Origin of the sequence: Bacillus sp. NPDC077411, from assembly GCF_044543425.1 — a bacterium.
Classification (GTDB): Bacteria; Bacillota; Bacilli; order Bacillales; family Bacillaceae_G; genus Bacillus_A; species Bacillus_A bruguierae.
Genome location: NZ_JBITWA010000015.1, coordinates 1 through 24,244 on the forward strand (window position 1 = coordinate 1; position 24,244 = coordinate 24,244).

The following is a 24,244-nucleotide window of genomic DNA, read 5'->3' on the forward strand; positions in this document are numbered from 1 at the left end:
CAAAACAAAACTAAAAGGAATGAGCCCTGTACAATACAGAACGCATTCCTCATTAGCTGCTTAAAATATGTGTCTAACTTTTTGGGTTCACTTCACTACGTACTTTTGGAGTTGGTTCCTTGTTTTTTTAATTTACTGATGCAAAACGCTCAATTTTTGCCATAAACGATTCATGAAGTGCTTCGACACCTTTTACTAAATGAAGGCGGTCGATTACGACAGATACTTTAATTTCTGATGTACTTACCATTTTAATGTGAATATGTTCTTCTTGTAATGTTGAGAACATTTTCGCAGCGACACCTGGATTAGATACCATACCTGATCCAACGATCGATACTTTTGCTAAATGGTTTTCATACTCTACAGATTCATATTGCATAGATTCACGATTTTCTTCTAAAACCGCTAGTGTTTCTTTTAAATCATTTGAATGAATAGAGAAGGATAAATGTACAGTTCCTTCATTTGTAATACTTTGAATGATAATATCTACATTAATATGAGCACTTGCTAATGTAGAGAAGACTGCGGAAAGTTTTCCTGCTTGTAGGCCTTTCATTGTTACACGTGTAATATTATCTTCAAATGCAATGCCTTTTACGATTGATTGTTGTTCCATGTCACATTCTCCCCTTACGATTGTTCCGTTTTCTTGTTCCATGCTTGAGCGAACTTCTAACATAACATTATGATTTTTTGCAAATTCGACTGCTCTTGGGTGAAGTACACCAGCGCCTAAATTTGCAAGTTCTAACATTTCATCATAGGAAATTTCATCTAATTTGTAAGCGTCTTTTACAACGCGAGGATCAGTTGTATAAACACCTGTTACATCAGTATAAATATCACATTTTGTTGCTTGTAATGCTGCAGCTAATGCAACTGCAGTTGTATCGGAACCGCCGCGGCCAAGCGTTGTAATTTCCTGATCTCTGCTTAATCCTTGGAAACCAGCTACAACAACAATCGTTCCTTTTTGTACATAAGATTGAATGCGCTCTATATTTATGTCGATAATTCTTGCGCTGCCGTGTACGGGCTCTGTTGTAATACCAGCTTGCCAGCCAGTGAATGAAATTGCCTCATACCCTTTTGTTTGCAAGGCCATTGTTAATAAAGAAATTGAAATTTGCTCACCTGTTGTAAGTAACATGTCCATTTCTCGTTTACTAGGTTGATCTGTAATACTAGCAGCTAAAGATACTAATTCATCTGTACTATGTCCCATTGCAGAAACGACCGCTACAATTCCGTGTCCTCTTTCATATTCCTCAATGATTAAATCGGCAACATGTTGAATCCGTTCGATATTTCCGACAGATGTACCACCAAATTTTTGAACAATAATCTCCATGATAAGAGCCCTCTTTCAAGTTAATATAGATAAATAAATTAGGGAAAATGTTGTTAAACATAAGATGGGAAGTATAGATCTTCCTGTAAGTTATCGAAAGCAAATAAAAAACACCATCTCAAATAGGTGAGGATGGTGCTGTTACAGGAAAAAGGAAACAGAAAACGGAGCTAATAAAAAAACCGCCAAAAAAGAAGATGATCATAAAAAAACATGATCTCTCTTTTTTGTAGATAGCTCTTCATATATACACCGCTGTATATATGACAGTTCTGTTTCTATTCGAAAACAGCCCCAATGTATATGCTCAGAGGAACATATACATTTCGGCAACTTTTCCTTTCATCTACATTCACTGACAATCTCTGTGTCTCCTATAGAATACTCATAAAAGTTGCGACCTCTATCTCACGTCATTAGGCGAGAGTAATTGGTTGTATGAAGTTGTTTGTAACATTTGTTCTATAGTAATCAAAATGTTGAGAGAAATCAAGTGGGTTATAAAAATTTTGAAAATTAAAATGGTTTATTGGTAAAATGAAAATGATATGTGGTTGAAAGGGGTAAATATTACAAATTTCACATATGGATGGAGGAGTGGGAATGAAAAAACAAAACCCCATTTATGTAAAAACCGAAATAGAAACTACAATGGATGAACTTTGGAAGTATACACAGGATCCAAAGATACATACGGAATGGGATGCACGGTTTACAGAAATATCGTATTTAGAGAAGAACGAAGGCGAACCACAGCGTTTTTTATATAAAACAAAAATTGGTTTCGGACTTGAAATTGCTGGAGAAGGAGAATCAATAGGAGAATTACAAAAAGAAGGCGGGGAACGCATTTCGTCACTGAAATTTTGGACAGATAGTAAGCTTTCGTTAATTTCGGTAGGGAGAGGCTATTGGAAGTATAAACCGAATGAGAATAAGGTTCGCTTTGAAACGCAGTATGATTATGAAACGAGGTTTGGAGGTATAGGAAGATTTATAGATTCATATATATTTCGTCCGTTATTAGGGTGGGCAACAGCTTGGAGTTTTGATGCCTTGAAATTGTGGTTAGAAAAAGGATTTCATCCGCGTTTATTATTAAAAAGAGCTATTACATATTATCTCATTTGCTTTTTGTTGTCTTTTGTGTGGATCTATCAAGGTCTTATTCCGAAAATTTTATATACTCATCCAGAAGAGGTACAGATGCTTTCCAAGCTTATTGGTTCAGAAAATTACGCTGCCGCAATGATTAAAATGGTTGGATTTTTGGAAATTGTGTTTGGGGTGATCTGGTTGTTACCTTTCCAAAAACAGAAATTATTTTTTCTTCACACTTTTATAATATTAATATTGACAGCTGCGGCGGGATTTACAAATATCGTTAGCTTTATGCAACCTTTTAATCCGATTACGTTAAACATCATATTAATTGGACTCTCAATAATCGGTTATATGAATAGCAATAACTTACCGCAAGCGAAGAATTGTAAGAGAAGTAGAAAGGAGTAGAAAATTGACTTCCATTTACGAAACATTATTAGAAGAATCCTATTATCAGTTACACCCAAAGTTACAAAAACGGTATGCAATTACAGAAGAATATAGTTTTACAGGTGAAGGGAGGATGGACGAAATTACAGAAGGTTCTGCTGCTGTAAGAATGTTTTTAAAAGTAGCAGCAAAATTCCGGATGTTCTTTTCAGAAAGAGGGACAGAAGTACCATTTATTATCCAAAATAAAGCAGAGAAAGACAGTAAAGGAGAGACATTTGTAAGATGGAATCGGATGTTTTTATTCGGTGAAAAAAAGCGTTATTTTCATGCTGTTATGTATTTGAATGGTAAACAAAATGAAATTGTCGATTATTTTGGTGAACCGCATTTGCTCGTATCGACGTTAGCGTTTCACGTTGATGCAAAAGGAGCGATGCATATTTCATCTAAAAAACAATGGTTCTACTTATGCGGAATGAAGATTCCGTTGCCAAAGTTTTTATATGGACAGGCAAAGATTATAGAAAGTTATGATGATGAATTAGAGTGTTATCGAATACAAGTACAAGTACAAAATCCATTATTAGGACCGCTTTTCTCCTATAAGGGAACGTTTAGAGAAAGGGATATAAATTTATGCGAAATATAATAATTGGTTGCATCTATTATGTTATTTTTCTTATATTAGAATGGCCAAATCTGCACCCTGTTGAATTGATTATATTATTGTCTATTCTTGTATTTATCCCGATGGCGTTTTCTATTGTAGATAAGAAAAAAAGAAATGGAGACGAACTATTTTGTTATAAGCCCGCAGCATTTTTTTATCCGATTGCAGCAATAAGTGCAATGCTTGCTTTTGTAACAGACTATTTTCTATTTGCGATAATTTGGTTTTTATATACCGGTATTGTCGCACTGTTTGGAGTATCCCGATTGTTAGAAAGAGGATGGAAACCGTTAGAAGAAACTGCAATTGATAGTGGATTTATATATTTATTTTTAGGTGGATTTTGGTTCTTTGCCTCTGTAGCAAATATACCAATTATGCAGTTTAGTTCAGATATTGTTTTACTCACAGCGGCTCATTTTCATTACTCTGCTTTTTTACTTCCCTTGTTTGCCGGTTTGTTAGGGAGGAAACAACAAGAGAAAAGTAAGTTGTATACAACCGCTATGTTCATTATGATTATTTCACCAATGACAGTTGCAATCGGGATTACATATTCAAGAACGTTTGAATTTTTTGCAGTGTTACTCTATCTTATTTCCCTTTATATTTACGGGATTTTTGTATGGAAAACAAAGTTTACTTCAAAGAGTGCAAAAATTCTTCTTATCATCTCGTCTAGTACACTTATGGTAACTATTCTTTTCTCGCTTTTCTATTCATATGGCAACTTTAAGCATGTCATGACGATTACGATTGCGCAAATGGTTTGGATTCATGGAGTTGTGAATGGAATGGGTGTAGCATTCCCTGGTTGTATTGGCTGGATGATTGAAAAAGCTGCACCGACATATATGCGTTATGGAAAACCGATGAGTCGTATAAAAGGTAAGATGAAAATTGGAAAAAATGTTTTATTAGAAAATAACTTAATAGAGGAGAACGAATATACAGGCCTTATAAATAAAGTGATAGATTTTGATAGTAAACAGTTTAATATAAAGAATGTATCACCACTTATTATTGATTTTTATGAGAACACGAAAGAATATGAGTTAAAAGCAACTATTCACTGGTCACGCTGGTTTTGGCCATTTGCTTTTTTGTATGAAAAAATAAGCCGACGTGTACAACAAATTCATTTAGGAATGGGAGATCGCTTAGAGAGGATGGAAGGAGAAATTGTTGCTATAAAAGATGAAAAAGACGGTAGAAATGACGTTAGAGCCTGGGTTCGGAAAAATGAACAAAATGAAACAATCTTTGTCGCACTCTACTCTCAGCACGAATATAACGAGGAAACATACATGAATATTGCGTTGCCATTACCGTATGCAAATATGACGGGGATATTAAAATTGCGTAATGATAAAAACAATCTTATTATTACGAGTCGATTGAGGAATAGTACAAGAGGGGATGAGGGGATTTATTTACATAGCCGCTTCTTTACGATTCGCTTGCCACTCACAGAAACGTTTACGATAAAAGAGAAGGATGCAACAACGTTAACAGCACATCATCAAATGTGGCTGTTTGGCGCGAAGTTTCTAGAGATTGATTATGAAATAGAACAAAAAGAGAATATTGCATAATAAAAAATGAGTTTGGTATGATGCCAAGCTCATTTTTTGTTAGGTGTTCTATATAAATTTATTTTAAATTTTTGATATATAAGTCTCTGCTATGCAGAATACAGCATGATCGCTACTTGCTTTTTTGTTTTAAACATTGCATGTGGCAGGAAAAGGCACTGACCATTTCTATGCGCGGCCAGATGCTCTCGTCCCCCAAAAAAGAAAGGGGTTTTTAACTTATATATAGTGAATCTTAAGAATTCTTAAGAATTTACCTACAAGAAACTTAAAAAATTTCTGAGAAGATACGAATAGATACTAAGAGATAGGGGATGAAGTTATGAAAAGTGCTGTAGTAGAGGTAAATCAAGTAGAAAAAGTATATGGGAAGAGAAATGAAAACCACTCAAGGGTATTAAAAGGAATAACGTTATCGGTAAAAGAAGGTGAGTTTGTTGGGATCATGGGTCCATCGGGATCAGGGAAAACGACGTTGTTGAATGTGATTTCGACACTTGATCAAGCGACTAGTGGTACGGTGGAAATTGCTGGAACAGATATTGTGAATATGAAAGGAAATGCATTATCTGATTTTAGAGCGCAAAAGCTAGGATTTATTTTTCAAGATTTTAATCTTCTTGAAAACCTTTCAATTTATGAAAATATTGCATTGCCGTTGTCACTGCAAGGAGTGTCTTCAAAAGAAATTGCAGGAAAAGTACAAGAGGTAGCGATAAAACTTGGGATAGAAGCAATTTTAGAGAAATACCCAACTGCAGTTTCTGGTGGTCAAAAGCAGCGTACAGCAGCAGCTCGTGCACTCGTACATAATCCAGCAATTATTCTTGCAGATGAACCAACAGGAGCACTTGATAGTAAAAATGCGAAAAGTTTATTAGAAGCGATGCATGATTTACATGAAAATCATCACGTTAGCATTATGATGGTAACGCATGATGTGTTTAGTGCAAGTTATTGTGAACGTATTTTATTTATCCAAGATGGATTGCTTTATAAGGAAATTCACCGCAATGGAAGTAGAGAAGCATTTTATCAAGATATTTTAAATGTGCTTGGAAAAATGAGTTCTTCCAAGGAAGCGATATAAGGAGATGAGGACATGTTACTGAAATTATCGATACATAGTATACGAAAGATGATGAAAGATTATCTTGTTTTGTTAATTGGTCTTATCGTTAGTATAAGTATTTTTTATATGTTTCAAACGATGGCTTTAAATACTGAATTTACGAAAGAAAATAGTATTATTAGCAGCATCCGTATTGTCTTTGGGATTGGTTCTGTGTTGCTTTCGTTTATTACCTTATTTTACATTCTTTATGCAAATTCATTTTTGCTTACACTGCGCCGAAAAGAATTAGGAATGTATATGATGCTTGGTGCAAAAAAGAAAAAGGTTGCACAGCTGCTTTTTATCGAAACATTGGGGCTTGGAATGGTTGCTTTAATGATTGGAAATATAGTGGGGATTGGATTAGCAAGTGCGGTAGGGAAGGTTCTTATAAAAGGTATGGATGTATCAGCGAAGGGATACGAGGCGTTTTATGTTCCTGCTTTAATTGCAACGTTACTTTTCTTCTTTGTTCTTTTTGCAGTGACAGGGATGATTAATAGCATTCGTCTTCTGCGCAAAACAGAATTAGAGCTTATACGAGAAGATGAAACGCAAGATGAGGTAGAAAAAAGTAAACTTCGTATTACGGTTTTTACGGTGCTTGGAATATTGATGCTAGGCATTGGATATTACTCGATCATTCATGTGAATGAATTGCAGGAAATGGGACTTATAGTTGCAACAATTTGTACGACAATTGGAACTTATTTTATATTTGGTTCATTATTGCCTTTATTTGTTACGATGTTAAAAAGAAATAAAAAAAGAAACGAAGCAGGACTTAATAGCTTTACACTTGCACAGCTACGTTTTCGAATTAATAGTTTATCAAGAGTATTAGGGACAGTTTCTATGTTGATTGCACTAGGTGCTGGTGCGATGACAGCTGGGATGGCGTTTCAAAAAAATGTTGGAATGACAACGGAATTTTCGCGAGTGTATGATGCGACGATTCATGATCCAAATGCAGAAGAGATAAAAGAATTAAAGCAAATGAACATTATAGAAGAAAAGAAATATTCTTATAAAGAAAATAACGAAGCGGTTTACTTTTTACGTGACGATTTACTTAATCAGCCACCGCTTATTTCGGAGCACAAAAGTGCAAAGAAAAGTAAAAAGCCAATCCGTGTTCGTGTAAGTGAGGGACTTTCTGAACCAATATACACATCGCTTGAGAAGCGGGAAACGCAGCAATATCCAAGTATGCCTGGGCAATGGGAGGATGCACTCGTTCGTGAATTTCAAATTAGTTACAATCAATTTGGCGGAAAGCCGCTTCGCATCGCTGATAAAGAAAATTATGAAAAATTACAAGGAACAGTGCACTCACTCCTTTTAATTCGCGTAGATAATTTGCAAAAATATAAACCGATTCTTACAAAAATAGATCAACGACAAAAAGAAGTTGCACAAAAAAATATCGGGGAAGAAGTACCAATGCAAACGAAAATGACGACGTATCAGTATATGTATACTTTTATGAGCGGTACAATGTTTATGGGATTTTTCCTAGGCGCTTCTTTTCTTGCGATGATGGCTAGTTCGCTTATGTTTAAAATTTTAACAGGAGCATCTAGAGATAAACGCCGCTATGCCATGCTTCGAAAAATTGGTGTTCGAAAAGGAGTGCTCTCTCGCAGCATCTATAAAGAAGTATTCTTCATCTTCTTATTTCCTGGGATTGTTGGAATTGCTCATGTGTTAGTTGGCATGAATCTATTTTCATTCATTTTACTTGATCCGTATGTGAAAATTTGGATGCCAATTAGTTTATTTGTCTTCATTTATCTTGCATATTACTGGATAACAGTACAATTGTATAAAGGTATGGTATTACCGAAAATATAATGCTGAGAGAAAGACCTTATGTACGATCGTGTATGTAAGGTCTTTCGTGCTTATTGCAAGTGAACGTATATAAATCTATTTTAACTTTTCGACATATAAGTCGCTGCTATGCAGAATACAACATGACCGCTACTTGCTTTCTCCTTTTGTCTGAAACCTTGCATGTGGTAGGAAAAAGCCCTGACCGCTTCTATGCATGGCTAGATACTCCCTCACGCCTAAAAAGAAAGAGTTTTTTTATGTCGATTTTTTAATTTGTATTTATATAGAAATCTTGCAAATAAGTTTGAAGAATCCTCACAAAATGTTCACATATATTCGATATATTAAAAATCAGAATTATAGTCTTATAAGTTTTTATAAAGTGAAACTCCCGTCAGTGGGGGTCTTACTGCCCACAAATAGCGGGATAAATAAGGAAGGACGAGTATCATTTAGGGGGAAAACGAAATATGTTTGCAAAACAACAAACAGTAAATCATTCTACTGAAGATCATGAAGCTCAGGTAGACAGTTCAAAAGCACAATTTTTATATCGAGCTGTGTGGCGCTGGCATTTTTATGCTGGTATTATTTTTGCACCTTTTGTAATCTTATTAGCAATTACAGGTATTATCTATTTATTTAAACCACAAATTGAAAATATTATATACAAAGATTATTACTATGTACAAGCTACAAAAGAAAAGTTGACTGCTGAAGAACAAATAGAAGCAGTCAAAAAAGCGTATCCTGGTGCTTCTGTTACAAAGTACAAGCCATCTTTTGTGTCAGATCGTTCAGCAGAAGTAGGAATCGTAGATAAGAAAGTTCCAATGACGGTATTCATAAATCCACATAATGGAAAGGTCTTAGGTGATTTAAAGAAAGAAGAGAAATTTATGAGCCAAGTGGAGCGGATGCACGGCGAGCTGATGATTGGTAAGGCAGGAGATCGGATTGTAGAAATGGCTGCTTGCTGGGCCATGATTTTGTTAATTACCGGCTTATATTTATGGTGGCCGCGCAATAAAAAATCAATTTTTGGTACATTGATTCCAAGGTTTTCTAAAGGAAAGAGGATCATGCTAAGGGATTTACATTCTGTTCCAGCGTTTTGGTTTTCACTGTTCATTTCTCTATTTATACTGACAGGACTTCCTTGGTCTGGATTATGGGGAGATTATATTAATAAAATCGCAACGGCTACAAAAACAGGATACCCGACAGGACTATGGGATGGTAATTTGCCACAGTCTACTGTTCCATCTAAAGCGGTAGCGGATGTTCCTTGGGCAGCAGAAAAGTTACCAGTTCCAGAATCTAAGGAAAATAAAACAGCCCCTCTTGTAGTGGCAGACATTATGAAAATAGCAGAAAAAAATCATTTAGAAGATGGATACACGATTACATTCCCTAAAGGAGAAAAAGGTGTGTACACATTATCCGTTAAACCTGACAATCCAAAAGGGGAAGCAACGCTGCATATTGATCAGTACAGCGGAAAGGTATTAGCAAATTTGCGATTTGCAGATTATGGAATATTAGCTAAAGCGATTTCTATTGGGATTGCGCTGCATGAAGGGCGTTATTTCGGATTAGTTAATCAATTATTGGATCTTGTAATTTGTCTTGTATTAATCGGAATTGCTGTAACAGGCTGCATGATGTGGTGGAAACGTAAGCCATCTGGTACGTTAGGTGCACCTTCTTTACCGAAGAACTTTAAATTAATGAAAGGAGCAGTAATACTTATTATCATGCTGGGGATCTTGTTCCCGCTAGTAGGTATTTCGTTGCTTGTGGCTTTGATGCTTGACTGGCTGGTAATAAAGAGAGTGCCAACTTTGAAAAAATGGTTTGGTTAATGTAGGTTACATGATTGATAAAATAAGGAGAATGAAATGAAAAAGAAAATCTTTTCATATATAGTAGTGAGTGTTTTATTAATAATAGGTATATATTTATATATAGGCCATCATAAAACGTATGAAACAAAAGTTACAGATACACCGCCTTGCCATACCAACAAGTAGAGTACTGAAAATAGTAGATTATTTTAAGGGAAATAAGAAAGCGCACTTGTATTTGCGAAAGTTTTTTTATCATATCTGGCGAGAAGACCCCCACCTCAAGCGTGCACTTCTGCAACGGTAGGTGGAGGTAGTTCAATATTCATTATTTAAATAGATGAAAGTAGGTGTATACGGCTATAATAGAGGCGGCAATTGGAGCGATAACAGGTACCCATGCATAGTGCCAGTGTGAGCTTCCTTTTCCCTTAATTGGCAAAAGTGTGTGAGCCAGACGAGGCATAATGTCACGGGCGGGATTTAGAGCAGGGCCAGTTGGACCTCCTACTGAAAGAACGAGTCCCCATACTAAAAAGCCAATAACTACATGAGCTGTTAGATGTTCCTTTCCCATAAGCGGAGAATGTACGATCCCTAATGCACTAAAAATTAAGATGAACGTACCAATGAATTCCGTTATGAATGCGTTAAAATATGTTTTTTTGTAAGAAGGGACAGAGCCGAAACAGCCTAGCACTTCTATAGTGTCTTCTGTATCATCCATAAAAGGTTTATACATCAACCAAACAATAACAGCGCCAATAAACGCACCAATGAGCTGTGCAATGATGTAAGGAACCACTTTCTCCCATGGGAATTTTCCATTAAGTGCTAAACCAATGGTAAAAGCAGGATTAATATGATTTCCGCTAATACCTCCGAATATAACAGCAGGAATTCCGACTGCGAACCCCCAACCGGTAGCAATCACCATCCAGCCTGTTTTATGCCCTTTTGCTCCTTTTAAATGAACATTTGCGACAACGCCGTTTCCTAATATAATAAGTAAAGCGGTCGCAAATATTTCTGCGATGTATGCTGTCATAGTAGCTCCTTTCTAGATACGTAAATGAAATGCTAAATATAGTTTGTTTAAAAGTGGCGGGAATTATTGTAAAAAATAAATGTTTTCTAAACACATTTACGAAAGAGAAGTAACTTTTGACAATCGTAGTAAGAAAAATGTAGGAATATGATAGGGTCAACATTTTTTTCTTACTACAAATGAAGAGGCATAAAAGGGACTTGGAAAAGAGGTACTGGTCAAATGGTACCTCTTTTTCGATATGCTTTTGTTGAAATAGTTATAATTAGGGAAATGGCAATAAGAATATAGGCGATACCTCCAATCAAACCTAAGGCACGTGGCGTAAGGTATTGCAATGCCAATCCAGAAATAAACATAGATATTCCCAATACGGTATTTATGATTGTTGCTAATAATCCAAACATGGTTCCTTGGTGTTGTTCAGGAACTTCTTTCATAAGAATGGTATCAAAGCATGCATTGCCAATCCCAGACATAAAGGCAATCCCGCAAAAGATAAGAAATGCAAAAACGACTAAATGTGTTTGACTTAATAACAGCTGAAGTATCCCCTCAAGCAATAGACATACTAAGCCTGCAACAAGAAAATTTTTTCGTAGTTGATTTGCAACAGAAAAGCTTAAGATTAAGCCAATACCTAATGCACCATAAAAAAGACCTACACCTACATCACCAAGATGGAACTCGTTAATCGCATAAACGCTAATTAAAACATTATCAATTCCATTTATTGAGGCAATTAATATCTCACAGAAAAAAAGAATTTGTACCGTAATCGACATCAAGATTACCTTTTTGAAGGTGAAGATTAGATTTTCTGACTTCTCTCCTTTTTTTCCATTTTCACTCTCTGGAAACTTAATCGTATAGTTGATGGCGGCAGCCCCTAAAAATGATCCTGCATTTAACCAATAAGTCACATTAGGTCCGAAAATAGACGAAACTACTCCGCCTGAAAGTGCTCCAATGATTAAAACAATCCCTATCATTACTTGTTCTAAACTATTTACTTTTACAAGATGTTTCTTATGAACAAGCCTAGGGATTGCTGATTTTCTTACTGGTCCATATATAGCTTCTCCTGCCGCCAAAATAAATGAACTAAAATAAACGATCCAAATATCTTCTTTACTTTGAACAAATAGAAAGGACAAGGCAAATAGAATTCTTATAAGGTCTGTTACAACTAATATTGTTTTTCTTGAAAATCGATCAGCCAACATTCCGCCTATTGGTCCAAAAAATAAAGAGGGGATGAGACGAATTGCTAAAGTCATTCCCACAGCAAATCCTGAACCTGTTAAATGTAGTAGCATCGCTAGCACAGCTACGGAACTAAATCGATCTCCAATACCATTTACAATGCCAGCTAAAAATAACCGCCGATATTGTTTTTCTTCATTTACAAATGAAATATTCATAGCTATTCCCCTTGTTTTATAAGTATCTAATTTCATAACCATCTAATTAGATGGTTAAAAAATAAGGCGCTAGGTAACGCCCTTTATTTTAACCACCATAACTCAACAGGGTTTAACTCATATTGATTATTTTCTCGATACATATATTGGCACATAATGAGTTCACGTCTTAATGTTGCATAATCCTCATGAAATTGCTTTAAATATTCATTCATTTCTTTCTCTCGGTAAATTTTCCCAAATTCTAATCCTTTAATCATATGTGCAAGTACGACAAGTTTTTTCTTTCGTTGTGCAGGATAGGTTTTTAGTTTTCCATCTTTTGTGAAGAAGTTATTGATAATAGCTGAACGTTCCTTTTCAGTAACTGACATTTCCATATTTGAATCGCCTCCTGTTCCTACAGTAAAAATAGCCTTAGCATTCATCTCCAATATTTTTGTGTTAAGAGAAAAATAGATAGTATTTTTATCACGGCGTTCTTTTATAAGTCCAACCTCTCGCAGCTTTGTCATATGGTGGGTAATTGTTGGTGGCTTAAGTCCTAACTTTCCAGCAATCTCTTGTCCACTCAAATGCCCTTGCTGTAGCAAGGCGATAATACGAACACGTGTAAGATCACCTAACGCTTTATGAAACTCAACAATTTTATTTAATTGCATGTAGAAATCACCTACTTTCATGTTTATCTAATTAGATTATAATCGAATTACTTTTGGCATTCAAGTAATGAAATGATAAAGGTGTTAATAACGGTAGGTAGGCTTATTTTTCTACTCTGTTTAAAGTGAGTACAACTGGCAGTGGAAAGAGGGGAGCAAAGAGATACAAAAGGAGTGTATTGTATAGATATCTTCGCAAAATCATATATTTTGAAGTTTTTTCGATTTTATTGAAAGAATTTCAAAAAACTACCCCCACAAAAAGATTAGTCGGTTCGAATATTATATAGGGAAGGAGGAATTAGTGTAATACTTGGTATAAGATACTCATTCTGAATCTATTAAAGTATGAAATACCTTAATTTATTGTGTTATTGAATGTAAAGATGTTACAATGTGTTATTGTACGCTTAATTTCTTCATTAGCAGATTTATTAATGATTCTAGAGATTTTTAGTAGTGGTCTTTTAAAAGTTTTGAAGGTTTTATTATTTATTCTTTGTAATTGATGTTCTTGCTTTGATGTAAGAAGAAGTAAAGCATTCAATGGGGAAATCAAGAAGTATAATGGGTACAACCTTTTTTTATCATCTTTCACTGTGCCTCTTATTTTATGTTTCTATGAATAGATTATTTCTTCATTACCTTGCCCTTGGATGAGCCATGGGTAAATTCTCTTAAATTTTAAAGTAGGAGACTAAGACCTAGAAATAGCGGGATACATTAATATTCGCTAAAGAAAGTACAATTACATAATATATGGAATAGATTATGTATATTAGAATAATAGAATTATGTGTATTAGAAGGTGTCGTTCGTTTGTGTAAAACACGAATGAACGTTTCCATATAAAGGTTTTTGATGAGTGTGTATGTTAAAAATATTTCAAAACACTTGTCAAAAATACTATATTAAAATTTCTATAAAAATAGTAATATGTAAAAGTAGTAAAGAGGGACATAAATGTTAGGGATTTTAATTATTAGAACATATATTAAAAGATTACATAAAAATAGACCTCTTTCAGCTACAAGATTATTACAATTTAAGGAGAGGGTGTCTAGAAGTGAAAAAAATTTGGTTATCTGTGTGTACCGCGATTACGGTTTGTGGTGCCCAGACAGTAACTGTTGGAAATCCAAGCACTGCTTTGGCAGCTAGTACAGTTACAAATGAACAAGCAGTCAATTTCGATGGCTTGCTTAAAAATAACATGAATGGTAATGGTATATGGACAGTACCATATGGTTTACAAGGAGCTAGTTACCTTGGAGACGTTACCAAATATAGTGGTAAGGTGATTCATGTTATTGGTAGTGTACAGGCTGGAGGTGTGCTTTGGTATCATGTGCAGGTAGATGGAAAAGATGGAGGATGGTTTGATAGTAAAGTTCTATATACTACAACGAATGTTAATCAGAATCAGTTAATCGTCTCTACATCTGGGAACGGAGTTTGGTCTGTTCCATATGGTCTAAACGGCGCGAGCTATATTGCTTCCGCTAATAATTATGTAGGAAAAGACGTAAAGTTGATTCAGAAATTAACGCTTGGAAATGTCACATGGTATCAATTTAGCGTAAACAATCAAGTCATTGGCTGGCTCGATGGTCGTGTGTTAAGTAGCTTGACAAATATACAAGTTATCAATCAAGCGGCCGTTATGGGGGCGACAAATGACAATGGTATATGGAGCATGCCATATGGTCTTCCAGGTGCAAATTATTTAGGATCTACCAATCAATATGCTTTGCGAGATCTGCAGTTAATCCAGAGCGCTACATATCAAGGTGTACAATGGTATAAGTTTAGTGTAAATGGTCAAGCTATTGGCTGGATTAGCAGTTATGCATTAGACAATACAGGTATAACAAAGCCGGCGAACTTTTCTGTTACTATCGGAAGTACGAATGGCAATGGCATATGGACAGTACCGTACGGCCTTGCTGGCGCAAAATATGTACAAAGTACAAATGATTATGCTTATCAAACGCTTCAAGTTGTAAAGACTGCAACAATAGGAAATGTTACTTGGTATCAAGTAGCGAAAAACGGTAACATATTAGGCTGGCTTGATAGCGGAAAGGCGCTTACAGATTTAACTAATATTAAAGATGAGAATCGAGCAGCAGTTATAAAGCCATCAACGAACGGTGATGGTATATGGACAGTACCTTATGGGGAATATGGAGCGAAGTTCGTAGCGCCTACAAATGATTATAAATTCCAAATGGTGCAAGTTGTACAAAGTGCTACAATAGGTTCTACCACTTGGAATAAAATTAAGCAAGGCGATCGTATTTTAGGCTGGGTTGATGCGAATATACTATCTTCGCAACTTGCTTACACTCAGCTGGACCAAAACGGTGAAGTTCATTATAACTGGGGATCAGGAGGTCCTGCTGGTTTTCCTTCTCAACAGTTTCAGGCTGATTTTGTTCAGAATAAGCAACTGTCTGGAGGGGATTATTTTGTTCAATCGTTTGCAGATGATGGCGTAAAGGTTTCAGTTGATAATAATTTAGTCATTAATCGCTGGTCAGCAGCTGCTGGTGAAACGAATCGTGCATTATTACCAAACCTAGCAGCAGGTTCTCATAGTATTCACACCCAATATTATCAAGAGGGTGGACAAGCAGCTGTGTTTTCAGATGTAGTACCATTTGGTAGTTGGCTTGCATATTACTATCCGAATGAATCTCTTTCTGGATATCCAGTTGCAGCTAAGGTTCTTTCACAAGCAGCAAATGGCGGCTTGCAAGAAGATAATGGATTTGAACGCTCACCGGCTACAGGTGTATCAGGAACCCATTTCTCAGCACGCTATGTCACAGCTAAGCGTTTGAAAGCTGGACAGTATCTTCTGTATACGGGAGCGGATGATGGAATTCGTGTATATGTAGATGGAAAAAAAGTTGTAGATGCATGGGGATATCATGGTTACAATGAAAAAGCATTAAGAATGGATATTCAAGATAACCCAAATGCAGCAAATGGATTGACAGATGTTCACTGGATTGAAGTGGAATATATGCAAGGTACAGAAGATAGTAAAGTAACGACAACCCTGAAACCTTCTTATACATTTATTGACGTTTCACACTGGGAAGGAAATATAGATTGGAATCAAGTAAAGCAGTCTGGTATTAATGCTGCTTATATGAAAGCAACTGAAGGTGTTTCATATACAGATCCAACCTATGCACAATATGTACAAAATGCATCTGCAGCAGGTCTTTTAGTTGGAGCATATCATTTTGCTCGTCCAGAATCAAATGACCCGATTGTGGAAGCAAAACATTTTGTTGATGTATTGAATCGATACCATACGGATTTAATGCCTGTCCTTGATCTGGAATCACCATCTGGGCCGACAGGCAACATAACAGGACCTTATGTATCAAATTGGGCACGTACTTTTATTAATTACGTACAACAGACAACAGGAAAACGTGTTATGATTTATACAGGACCTTGGTATGTAAATGGCTTTAACTTATCCGGACTTGGCGATGTACCTCTTTGGCTTTCTAGATATAACTCTACTACTCCAACTACATTAAGTGATTGGAAAAACTGGAATGCTTGGCAATATACAGAAAGCGGGAATGTAAATGGAGTAGAAGGAGCGGTTGATATTAACGTTACTACTTCCTTAGATGGACTTAGACCATAACGGATTTCTTGCCTGTATAATCAAGGAGAAGCAAGAACGAAACTTAATGAAAAAGCAGACCTTTTTAGAAAAAGGTCTGCTTTCTTTTATAGACTACTTGAACTAGTGGTTTTATTAGTGTTTGTTTGTGTATTCAGGTCTTTACTCGTCTATGAGTAAAGGCCTTTTTTATTGGAATGATACACTTTTCTCTCAAACCTTACATAATATATTCAAGAAATTTGATTCGGATAAGGAGGTGGGGAACGATGTCACATGGAGACCCAAGCCCGATACCCATATGTTGTACATTTATATTTCATCATGTAGGTAGGAAACGACTTGTTCCTCCCTCTCTACAAAATAGATAGTCGAGAAACAATGAATTTCCTCCTGCGTGTATAAAGGAGGAAACTACCAATGTTACGTACAAAAAAACAAATGGACATCCATCAAACAAATAAAGGTACACCAAAACGAAACAAACAAACTTCTCATCATCAAGAAATGATGAAGCTAAATAATGAAATATTGGTGGAAGTTGCTACAAGAGATGTTCAATCAGCATTCGTTTTTTTAGAAACAACTCCAAACGGAATTTCTGAAAAAGAAGCTGAAAGGCGTATGGATACACATGGAAGAAATGAGGTGGTACATGAAAAGCCACCAGCATGGTATCTTCAATTCCTTCTTGCATTTAAAAATCCATTTATTTTCGTATTATTAGCTTTAGGAATTTTATCCTTCTTGACTGATGATATGAAGGGAACAGTTGTTGTAACTGTAATGGTTGTTTTAAGTGCTACCATCCGTTTTTTACAAGAATTTCGTTCTCAACAAGCAGCAGAAAAATTAAAGGCAATGGTCCGTACAACAGCTACTGTTTTAAGAACAAAAGAATTCACAAATAACATAGATAAAAACGTTGATATAAATAACAACCAACTATTAGAACTTCCTATTGAAGATCTTGTACCTGGTGATATTATCACGCTTTCCGCGGGTGATATTGTTCCAGCTGATGTTCGTATCCTTTCAGCTAAAGATTTATTTGTAAACCAATCTGCTCTAACTGGAGAAGCTTTGCCTGTTGAAAAACACGAAAATTTCCATAATTCCAGTACTAATACAAAAAGAAATGATGACCCACTTGAAATGGACAATTTATGTTTTATGGGAACAAATATCGTAAGTGGAACTGCAACGGCTGTCGTTGTATTAACAGGTACAAATAGTTATTTTGGTTCATTAGCCAAGAGTGTAGTTGGAAAGCGTCCAGAAACAAGCTTCGATAAAGGAGTTAATAAAGTAAGTTGGCTTTTAATTAAATTTATGTTTATCATGACGCCAGTTGTATTTTTAATTAACGGGATTTCAAAAGGTGATTGGAAAGAAGCGTTCTTCTTTGCGATTGCAATTGCTGTAGGATTGACACCAGAAATGCTTCCAATGATTGTAACGGCAAACTTAGCTAGAGGAGCTGTCCAGATGTCTAAAAAGAAAGTAATTGTGAAACAGCTAAATTCGATTCAAAACCTTGGGGCAATGGATGTTCTCTGTACAGACAAAACAGGAACATTGACTGAAGATAAAGTCGTATTAGTCCGTCATCTTGATCCAATAGGAAACCAATCTAAAAGTGTATTACAACTAGCCTATTTAAATAGTTTTTATCAAACAGGATTAAAAAATCTTATCGATAAAGCTGTTATTAAGCATACAGAAGAGAAACATCGATTAGATACGAAGGAATTTCATAAAGTAGATGAAATTCCATTTGACTTTGCTCGGCGTCGTATGTCCGTTGTTGTTAAAGATACAAGCAATATGACCTTAATGGTTTGTAAGGGAGCAGTAGAAGAAATTTTATCTATTTGTACACACACGGATATGAATGATGAAATACTTCCTCTTATGAAAGAAGCAACGACCAAAATTAAACATCTTAGTGAACAATTAAATGAGGACGGTATGCGTGTAATTGCAGTGGCTTATAAGCTTGAAGCAGCTAATAACGAGAAAGCTTATTCTATTCAAGACGAATCGGATATGATTTTTGCAGGATATATTGGGTTTTTAGATCCTCCCAAATCATCAGCGGCACATGCAATTCGAACATTGCAAGAACAAGGTGTACAAGTTAAGATTTTAACTGGTGACAATGAAATTGTAACGCGTAAAGTATGTAAAGAAGTAGGATTAGAAATAGGGGAACCTGTACTTGGTTATGAAATTGATCATTTACCTGAAAAGGAATTAGCACAATTAGCAGAAAGAACAACTGTATTTGCGAAATTAAATCCAATGCAAAAGTCGCTTGTCATTAAAGCATTGCAAGCAAACGGCCATACTGTAGGTTACATGGGTGACGGTATTAATGATGCGGTTGCACTGCGTGATGCCGATGTAGGTATCTCCGTTGATACAGCTACAGATATTGCGAAAGAATCATCTGATATTATCTTGCTTGAAAAAAGTCTGAATGTACTGGAAAAAGGAATTATTGAAGGGCGTACAACATTCGGGAATATTTTGAAGTACATTAAAATGACAGCAAGTTCTAACTTTGGAAATGTATTTAGCGTGTTAGTAGCGAGTGCATTTATTCCATTTCTTCCAATGCTGGCTATTCACTTATTAATTCAAAACTTGCTATATGACTTATCTCAGCTTTCTATTCCATGGGATAAGATGGACAAGGAGTTCTTAGAGCAGCCTAGAAAATGGGAGACTTCAAACTTGCGTAATTTTATTATTTGTATTGGTCCTATTAGTTCAATTTTTGATATTACAACTTTTGTTGTGATGTGGAATGTGTTTGGCGCTAATACAGTTGCGGAACAATCCTTGTTCCAATCCGGTTGGTTTGTAGTAGGATTACTTACGCAAACGTTAATTGTGCATATGATTCGCACACAAAAGATTCCGTTTATTCAAAGTACGGCTTCTGTGCCAGTCCTATTATTAACAGCACTCATTATGGGGATTGGTATTTACATTCCGTTTTCCCCGCTAGGAGTTGCTGTAGGTTTACAGCCACTGCCACTTAGCTATTTCCCGTGGCTGTTGGGAATTTTAACAGGATATGCTGTTTTGATTCAATTTCTTAAGCGGTTATATATTAAGAAATTTCATAGTTGGTTATAACATCTTCCTTTTTGACATGTAAACCTGGTTTAATAGAGATTTTATTATAAATAGGTTAAGGTATAAAAAATATATCTTAACTTATTTTTATATGTATCTCAGTTAAATTCCAAGAGAGTATTTCTAAAGATTATTAAGAGTGGAAAACAAAGAAGTAGTTAATAAAGTGAAACTTCCATCAGTGGAGAGTTTTTTATCTCCTACTCTTTGAAAAACATAATGTTGCTACTTACTCAGTCATCTTAATAATGAGTTTTATTACTTTGTTTATTACTGATCTGAAGAAAAAAATAAATAGATATAACAAAGCAGGAACTTTTCGTTTAAAAAGTTCCTGCTTTTCATATTTGCTTATTTCTGTTTAATTAAAAGAATGTCTTTGTATATGGTTTGTTATGACATACTTAAATTTGTTGATAATATTTAAATGCTACTGTAAAATTATACTAGTTTCTATTTATGCAAACGCTTTCGTAGGAGGGGATGTTAGCTTATAATTTACAATTAATCCTTATTTTATAGAAGGCAGGTGTAAGAGGCGGAAGGAATGTATTTAATTACTCTAACGGTATAACGGCCCATATTTGTAAAAGGGGAAGGAGGAGATTTATAAATGATCGAAGTAAAGGATGTTACTAAAAGTTATAAGATTTTAGAGCGAGAACCAGGTCTAATAGGTGCAATAAAGACTTTAATAAAACGTAAGTATTATGACAAGCAGGCAGTGCAACCGATTTCTTTTTCTGTTGAAAAAGGGGAAATGGTTGGGTATATCGGATTCAATGGTGCTGGAAAATCAACCACTATTAAGATGTTGTGCGGAATTTTAACTCCAGATACTGGTGAAATTAAGGTGAATGGAATTATTCCATACAAAAATAGACAAGAAAATGCTAAAAATATTGGAGCTGTTTTTGGGCAACGCACACAACTTGCTTGGGATATACCGGTGCAAGAGTCTTTTGAACTATTAAAACATGTTTATGAAATTCCAGAAACAAAATATCAGGAAATGTTGCATTTATTTGAAGATGTACTAGATCTCGGAACGTTAATGCCATTACCTGTTCGTCAACTATCACTTGGACAAAAAATGCGTTGTGAGTTGGCTGCCGCTTTTCTTCATCAACCTTCTGTTGTGTTTCTAGATGAACCTACAATTGGTTTAGATATTGATGTAAAAGAAAAAATACGTAGTTTTATTAAGAAAATGAATAAGAAATTAGATGCAACAGTTGTATTAACTACTCATGATATGCAGGATATAGAAGCGCTTTGCCAGCGGATTATTATTATTGATAAAGGGTCTATTATTTATGATGGGGACTTACAAGATCTTAAAGATCGTTTTTCTTATAACCGCATTCTATCTTTAGAATTAGAAGAGCGTACAAAGTTTGAGATTCCTGTATCATTACAAAATTACATCGTGATACAGAAAAATGAAGCAGAAAATGAATCTTACGTAGAGTTAAGTTTTCATACAAAGTATGTTTCATCGGAATTTGTGCTTTCAGAGCTCGCAAGGCACAATAAAATATCAGACTTGACTATTTCAAATCCTAAATTGGAGACGATTATTAAAGACCTTTATCAGCATGGAGGTGAGGAATCCCTTGAGGAAATATTGGGAAATGCTTAAAATGCAGATAAAACTGGATACCTCATATGCAGCGTGGTATTGGGCAGGTACGTTTGCGATTATCGTTAAATTATGTACGTTATATTATTTTTGGAATGCTGTTTACGAGAACAAAGAGACTGTTGGCGCCCTTTCACTATCTAATATGCTAACGTATATGGTTATTGCTTTGTTATTGGAACAATATGTATCTGGAGTAGGGAACAATTTAGCGAGAATGATTAAACAAGGTGACATAGCAATGGAACTTATGAAGCCATATCATTTGTTAGATAAACTTGTAGCGATGGATATAGGACAAAAAATTTCTAACTCTATGCGCACAACGTTTCCTATGCTACTGTTTGCTATTTGGTTTGTAGGGATTCAACTACCACAATCATTAGAGTCTTTTCTATTATTTTCGGTAAGTGTAGTTTTAGGTATTTTAATTGGAACGCAATTAGATCTTATTATCGGTATATTAGCTTTTTGGACTGTTAATATATGGGGGCTTCGACTTCTGCGAGAGTCTGTTGTTCAGTTTTGTTCCGGTGCACTTGTCCCATTATCACTTTATCCACAATGGTTTCAAGAAATTAGTATGTTTTTACCTTTTCAGTCTATGGTCTATATACCTGTTTCTATTTATACAGGTTCTATATCAGGTACTCAGGCTTATATGGCAATTGCGACACAATTCATGTGGTTAATTTTCATTACAGCACTTGTCAGATTCTTATGGACTTTAGCAATCCGAAAAATCACAATATTTGGGGGGTGAGTGAATTGTTGCATACTCTTAAACGATACTCATTCTTATACATTGTCTATTTTAAGCAACACTTAAAAGTTATGATGGAGTATAAAGTAGACTTTCTAATCGGAATTTCTTCCGTCTTCATTCAACAATTTGCCTCCATCTTTTTCATAAAGGTGGTATTTGATCATATTGAAACTTTAAAGGGATGGAATTTTTATCAAATTCTCTTAATCTACGGTATTGCTTTTGCAGGAAGGGCAATCCATCATATTTTCTTTGATAATTTATGGACGATTGGATGGCAATACATTCGGACAGGAAACTTAGATCGTTTGCTTATTCGTCCTATTAACCCGTTGTTCCAAATTATAGCGGAGCGTGTTCAACAAGATGGATTAGGACAACTGATAATAGGGGGAATTGTTCTTTATTATTCCATTAGTAATCTAGATATTGCAATTACACTTGGAAATGTACTGATACTCATCATAATGATTCTATCAAGCGGTCTTATCTTTGTTGCGTTAAACCTGTTTTTTATTACTTTTTCTTTTTGGATGACAGATAGCCTCCCTGTTGTATCAGCAGTATTCAGTTTAAGTGATTTTTCACGGTATCCGATTACGATTTATAATAAAGTTATAGCATTTATTTTAACGTTTATTATTCCTTACAGTTTTACATCCTTTTATCCAGCAGCCTTTTTCTTCGATAAGGGGTATAAATGGGTTTCTTTATGTACACCATTCGTTGCTATCATACTATGTTTCATTGCTTATCGTTTCTGGAAATATGGATTAAGTGCATTTACTAGTACAGGAAGCTGATCTGAAGAATGGTATAGTAGTACAAAAAGATACTTTGTGATATTTCATGAAATGGAGAGACCAGCTGAAAATGCTTTCTTTCGATGGAATGCATTTCTGCTGATCTCTTTTTCGTTATATTATTAATCTATTAGCATTTTTTAGGATCTTGTTTAACAGAGTAAACATTAAAAACTATATCATAATACACGACTTGCTATTAATTCAAAGCAGGATGTTTTAATAAAATGTAGCCAAATGTTGTAATAACATATCCAATTCCCAATCCCAATCTACAAATGATCTGTATTTTTCGCTATTAACCACCCCGATAAAGTTGGTATCAGCAAATTTCATACAAAGTTGCATTTACATCCTCACTTATAATCTGAAAATAAAGCTTGAAATCACGCGAATTTATCTATTTTCCAATTAATCATTGTTTCTGTAGTATCTATTTTTTTCATGTTTAGTTTTTCTAATACACGAATAGAACCATGATTGTCATGTAGTGTTTCAGCTATTATTCTATCAACTTTTGATGTTTCAAAAGCCCATTGAATTAAGGCTCCTACAGATTCTGTTGCATAACCATTATTCCAATAATTTTCAAGGAAACCATACCCAACTTCTACTTCTTTATTCTTATCTGGTTTTCCCTTAAAACCTATGTCACCGATGACAACACCATCTGGTTTTCGAATAACAAGCCAAGTACCCCAATATAATAGAGAGGAATCTTCTTTTAACTTCCTCAAATAATTTGAGATTTGCGGCCCGTTATCGTATTTCTGATTTATAGCAATCTCAACTGTTTCTTCCGTACACGGTATAATGCTTAGTCTTTTCGTTTCTAATTTCATGATTATTCCTCCTCGTTATGAAATGCAATCACCTCAATGAAAATAGATATACAAAACATAAAATCCTCCCCTTTAACAGTTAATATTTCTCATTATATCATTTTTTGACTTTTCTGACTCTATTGAATATATAAATTTCAAAAAACTACCCCCACAAAATGTTTGATTGGACCGAATATTATACTAGGGAAAAGAAAGAATCATGTTAGTGCATTATATATCGTATTTATCCTTAGTCTAGGTAAGTAGTATTTCTAGTTATTCAAGAAGGAAAGAGAAAGAATATACATTTGCAATGCTAATAAGTGATGAATTAAGTTAGAATCCTTTACTTATTAA

Annotated in this window: 15 protein-coding genes, 2 pseudogenes and 1 riboswitch; of the genes and pseudogenes, 12 read left to right on the plus strand and 5 right to left on the minus strand. The window is 35.1% G+C overall.

Annotation, left to right across the window (positions count from 1 at the left end; translation table 11 throughout):
• Positions 1–127 precede the first annotated feature (127 nt).
• Positions 128–1,357, minus strand: a complete 1,230-nt coding sequence (locus ACIGHG_RS17850; RefSeq protein WP_336471780.1) for an aspartate kinase — start codon at positions 1,355–1,357, stop codon at positions 128–130.
• A 226-nt stretch (positions 1,358–1,583) separates the two neighbouring features.
• Positions 1,584–1,771, minus strand: a riboswitch (Lysine riboswitch).
• Positions 1,772–1,960: 189 nt separating this feature from the next.
• On the opposite strand from ACIGHG_RS17850, the gene ACIGHG_RS17855 reads away from it, so the two are divergent.
• The 6 genes from ACIGHG_RS17855 to ACIGHG_RS17880 all read left to right on the plus strand — a co-directional run bounded on the left by ACIGHG_RS17855 (position 1,961) and on the right by ACIGHG_RS17880 (position 9,934).
• Positions 1,961–2,869: a DoxX-like family protein gene (locus ACIGHG_RS17855; RefSeq protein WP_396549688.1), complete on the plus strand. Its 909-nt coding sequence runs from the start codon at positions 1,961–1,963 to the stop codon at positions 2,867–2,869.
• A gap of 4 nt (positions 2,870–2,873) precedes the next feature.
• The gene (locus ACIGHG_RS17860) at positions 2,874–3,503 is read left to right on the plus strand and encodes a DUF4166 domain-containing protein (RefSeq protein WP_396549689.1); all 630 of its coding nucleotides are present in this window, start codon (positions 2,874–2,876) and stop codon (positions 3,501–3,503) included.
• Positions 3,491–5,119, plus strand: a complete 1,629-nt coding sequence (locus ACIGHG_RS17865) for a YndJ family protein (RefSeq protein ID WP_396549691.1) — start codon at positions 3,491–3,493, stop codon at positions 5,117–5,119. The genes ACIGHG_RS17860 and ACIGHG_RS17865 overlap by 13 nt, the downstream gene beginning before the upstream one ends.
• A 322-nt stretch (positions 5,120–5,441) precedes the next feature.
• On the plus strand, positions 5,442–6,209 hold the full coding sequence (locus ACIGHG_RS17870) for an ABC transporter ATP-binding protein (protein ID WP_090912165.1): 768 nt from the start codon (positions 5,442–5,444) through the stop codon (positions 6,207–6,209).
• Positions 6,210–6,221: 12 nt separating this feature from the next.
• Positions 6,222–8,087, plus strand: a complete 1,866-nt coding sequence (locus ACIGHG_RS17875) for an FtsX-like permease family protein (RefSeq protein WP_396549693.1) — start codon at positions 6,222–6,224, stop codon at positions 8,085–8,087.
• A gap of 452 nt (positions 8,088–8,539) precedes the next feature.
• The gene (locus ACIGHG_RS17880; RefSeq protein ID WP_396549695.1) at positions 8,540–9,934 is read left to right on the plus strand and encodes a PepSY-associated TM helix domain-containing protein; all 1,395 of its coding nucleotides are present in this window, start codon (positions 8,540–8,542) and stop codon (positions 9,932–9,934) included.
• A 310-nt stretch (positions 9,935–10,244) separates the two neighbouring features.
• Here the strand turns inward: ACIGHG_RS17880 and ACIGHG_RS17885 are convergent, their stop codons facing one another.
• The 3 genes from ACIGHG_RS17885 to ACIGHG_RS17895 form a co-directional block, all read right to left on the minus strand.
• The gene (locus tag ACIGHG_RS17885) at positions 10,245–10,964 is read right to left on the minus strand and encodes an MIP/aquaporin family protein (RefSeq protein WP_336471786.1); all 720 of its coding nucleotides are present in this window, start codon (positions 10,962–10,964) and stop codon (positions 10,245–10,247) included.
• Between the two features lie 218 nt (positions 10,965–11,182).
• Positions 11,183–12,388: an MFS transporter gene (locus ACIGHG_RS17890; protein ID WP_396549697.1), complete on the minus strand. Its 1,206-nt coding sequence runs from the start codon at positions 12,386–12,388 to the stop codon at positions 11,183–11,185.
• A gap of 83 nt (positions 12,389–12,471) precedes the next feature.
• A complete protein-coding gene (locus tag ACIGHG_RS17895; RefSeq protein ID WP_396549699.1) occupies positions 12,472–13,050 on the minus strand; it encodes a DUF2087 domain-containing protein in 579 nt (192 codons plus the stop codon).
• A gap of 1,087 nt (positions 13,051–14,137) precedes the next feature.
• On the opposite strand from ACIGHG_RS17895, the pseudogene ACIGHG_RS17900 reads away from it, so the two are divergent.
• From ACIGHG_RS17900 to ACIGHG_RS17925, 6 genes and pseudogenes are all read left to right on the plus strand, one after another.
• Positions 14,138–15,370: pseudogene (locus ACIGHG_RS17900) on the plus strand (GW domain-containing glycosaminoglycan-binding protein); the annotation flags it as partial.
• Between the two features lie 321 nt (positions 15,371–15,691).
• Positions 15,692–16,720 (plus strand): annotated as a pseudogene (locus tag ACIGHG_RS17905) (GH25 family lysozyme); the annotation flags it as partial.
• 426 nt (positions 16,721–17,146) lie between these two features.
• On the plus strand, positions 17,147–19,852 hold the full coding sequence (gene mgtA / locus ACIGHG_RS17910; protein ID WP_396549802.1) for a magnesium-translocating P-type ATPase: 2,706 nt from the start codon (positions 17,147–17,149) through the stop codon (positions 19,850–19,852).
• Between the two features lie 613 nt (positions 19,853–20,465).
• Entirely contained in the window at positions 20,466–21,494 is a 1,029-nt protein-coding gene (locus tag ACIGHG_RS17915) for an ABC transporter ATP-binding protein (RefSeq protein WP_396549701.1), read from the plus strand.
• Between the two features lies 1 nt (position 21,495).
• Positions 21,496–22,257, plus strand: coding sequence for an ABC transporter permease (locus ACIGHG_RS17920; protein ID WP_336471791.1), 762 nt, complete (start codon positions 21,496–21,498; stop codon positions 22,255–22,257).
• Between the two features lie 5 nt (positions 22,258–22,262).
• Positions 22,263–23,063 (plus strand): ABC transporter permease, encoded by an 801-nt coding sequence (locus ACIGHG_RS17925; protein WP_336471792.1) that lies wholly within the window; start codon positions 22,263–22,265, stop codon positions 23,061–23,063.
• 386 nt (positions 23,064–23,449) lie between these two features.
• Here the strand turns inward: ACIGHG_RS17925 and ACIGHG_RS17930 are convergent, their stop codons facing one another.
• Positions 23,450–23,905 carry a GNAT family N-acetyltransferase gene (locus ACIGHG_RS17930; RefSeq protein ID WP_090912146.1) on the minus strand — a complete coding sequence of 152 codons (456 nt, stop codon included), beginning with the start codon at positions 23,903–23,905 and terminating at the stop codon, positions 23,450–23,452.
• Positions 23,906–24,244 lie beyond the last annotated feature (339 nt).

Excerpts from the sequence above, each read along its gene's own strand:
- ACIGHG_RS17895 (WP_396549699.1), bottom strand. The coding sequence starts at position 13,050 with ATGCAATTAAATAAAATTGTTGAGTTTCATAAAGCGTTAGGTGATCTT.
- ACIGHG_RS17885 (WP_336471786.1), bottom strand. The coding sequence starts at position 10,964 with ATGACAGCATACATCGCAGAAATATTTGCGACCGCTTTACTTATTATA.
- mgtA (WP_396549802.1), top strand. The coding sequence starts at position 17,147 with ATGGACATCCATCAAACAAATAAAGGTACACCAAAACGAAACAAACAA.
- ACIGHG_RS17890 (WP_396549697.1), bottom strand. The coding sequence starts at position 12,388 with ATGAATATTTCATTTGTAAATGAAGAAAAACAATATCGGCGGTTATTT.
- ACIGHG_RS17875 (WP_396549693.1), top strand. The coding sequence starts at position 6,222 with ATGTTACTGAAATTATCGATACATAGTATACGAAAGATGATGAAAGAT.
- ACIGHG_RS17880 (WP_396549695.1), top strand. The coding sequence starts at position 8,540 with ATGTTTGCAAAACAACAAACAGTAAATCATTCTACTGAAGATCATGAA.
- ACIGHG_RS17920 (WP_336471791.1), top strand. The coding sequence starts at position 21,496 with ATGCAGATAAAACTGGATACCTCATATGCAGCGTGGTATTGGGCAGGT.
- ACIGHG_RS17855 (WP_396549688.1), top strand. The coding sequence starts at position 1,961 with ATGAAAAAACAAAACCCCATTTATGTAAAAACCGAAATAGAAACTACA.
- ACIGHG_RS17915 (WP_396549701.1), top strand. The coding sequence starts at position 20,466 with ATGATCGAAGTAAAGGATGTTACTAAAAGTTATAAGATTTTAGAGCGA.
- ACIGHG_RS17850 (WP_336471780.1), bottom strand. The coding sequence starts at position 1,357 with ATGGAGATTATTGTTCAAAAATTTGGTGGTACATCTGTCGGAAATATC.
- ACIGHG_RS17870 (WP_090912165.1), top strand. The coding sequence starts at position 5,442 with ATGAAAAGTGCTGTAGTAGAGGTAAATCAAGTAGAAAAAGTATATGGG.
- ACIGHG_RS17930 (WP_090912146.1), bottom strand. The coding sequence starts at position 23,905 with ATGAAATTAGAAACGAAAAGACTAAGCATTATACCGTGTACGGAAGAA.
- ACIGHG_RS17865 (WP_396549691.1), top strand. The coding sequence starts at position 3,491 with ATGCGAAATATAATAATTGGTTGCATCTATTATGTTATTTTTCTTATA.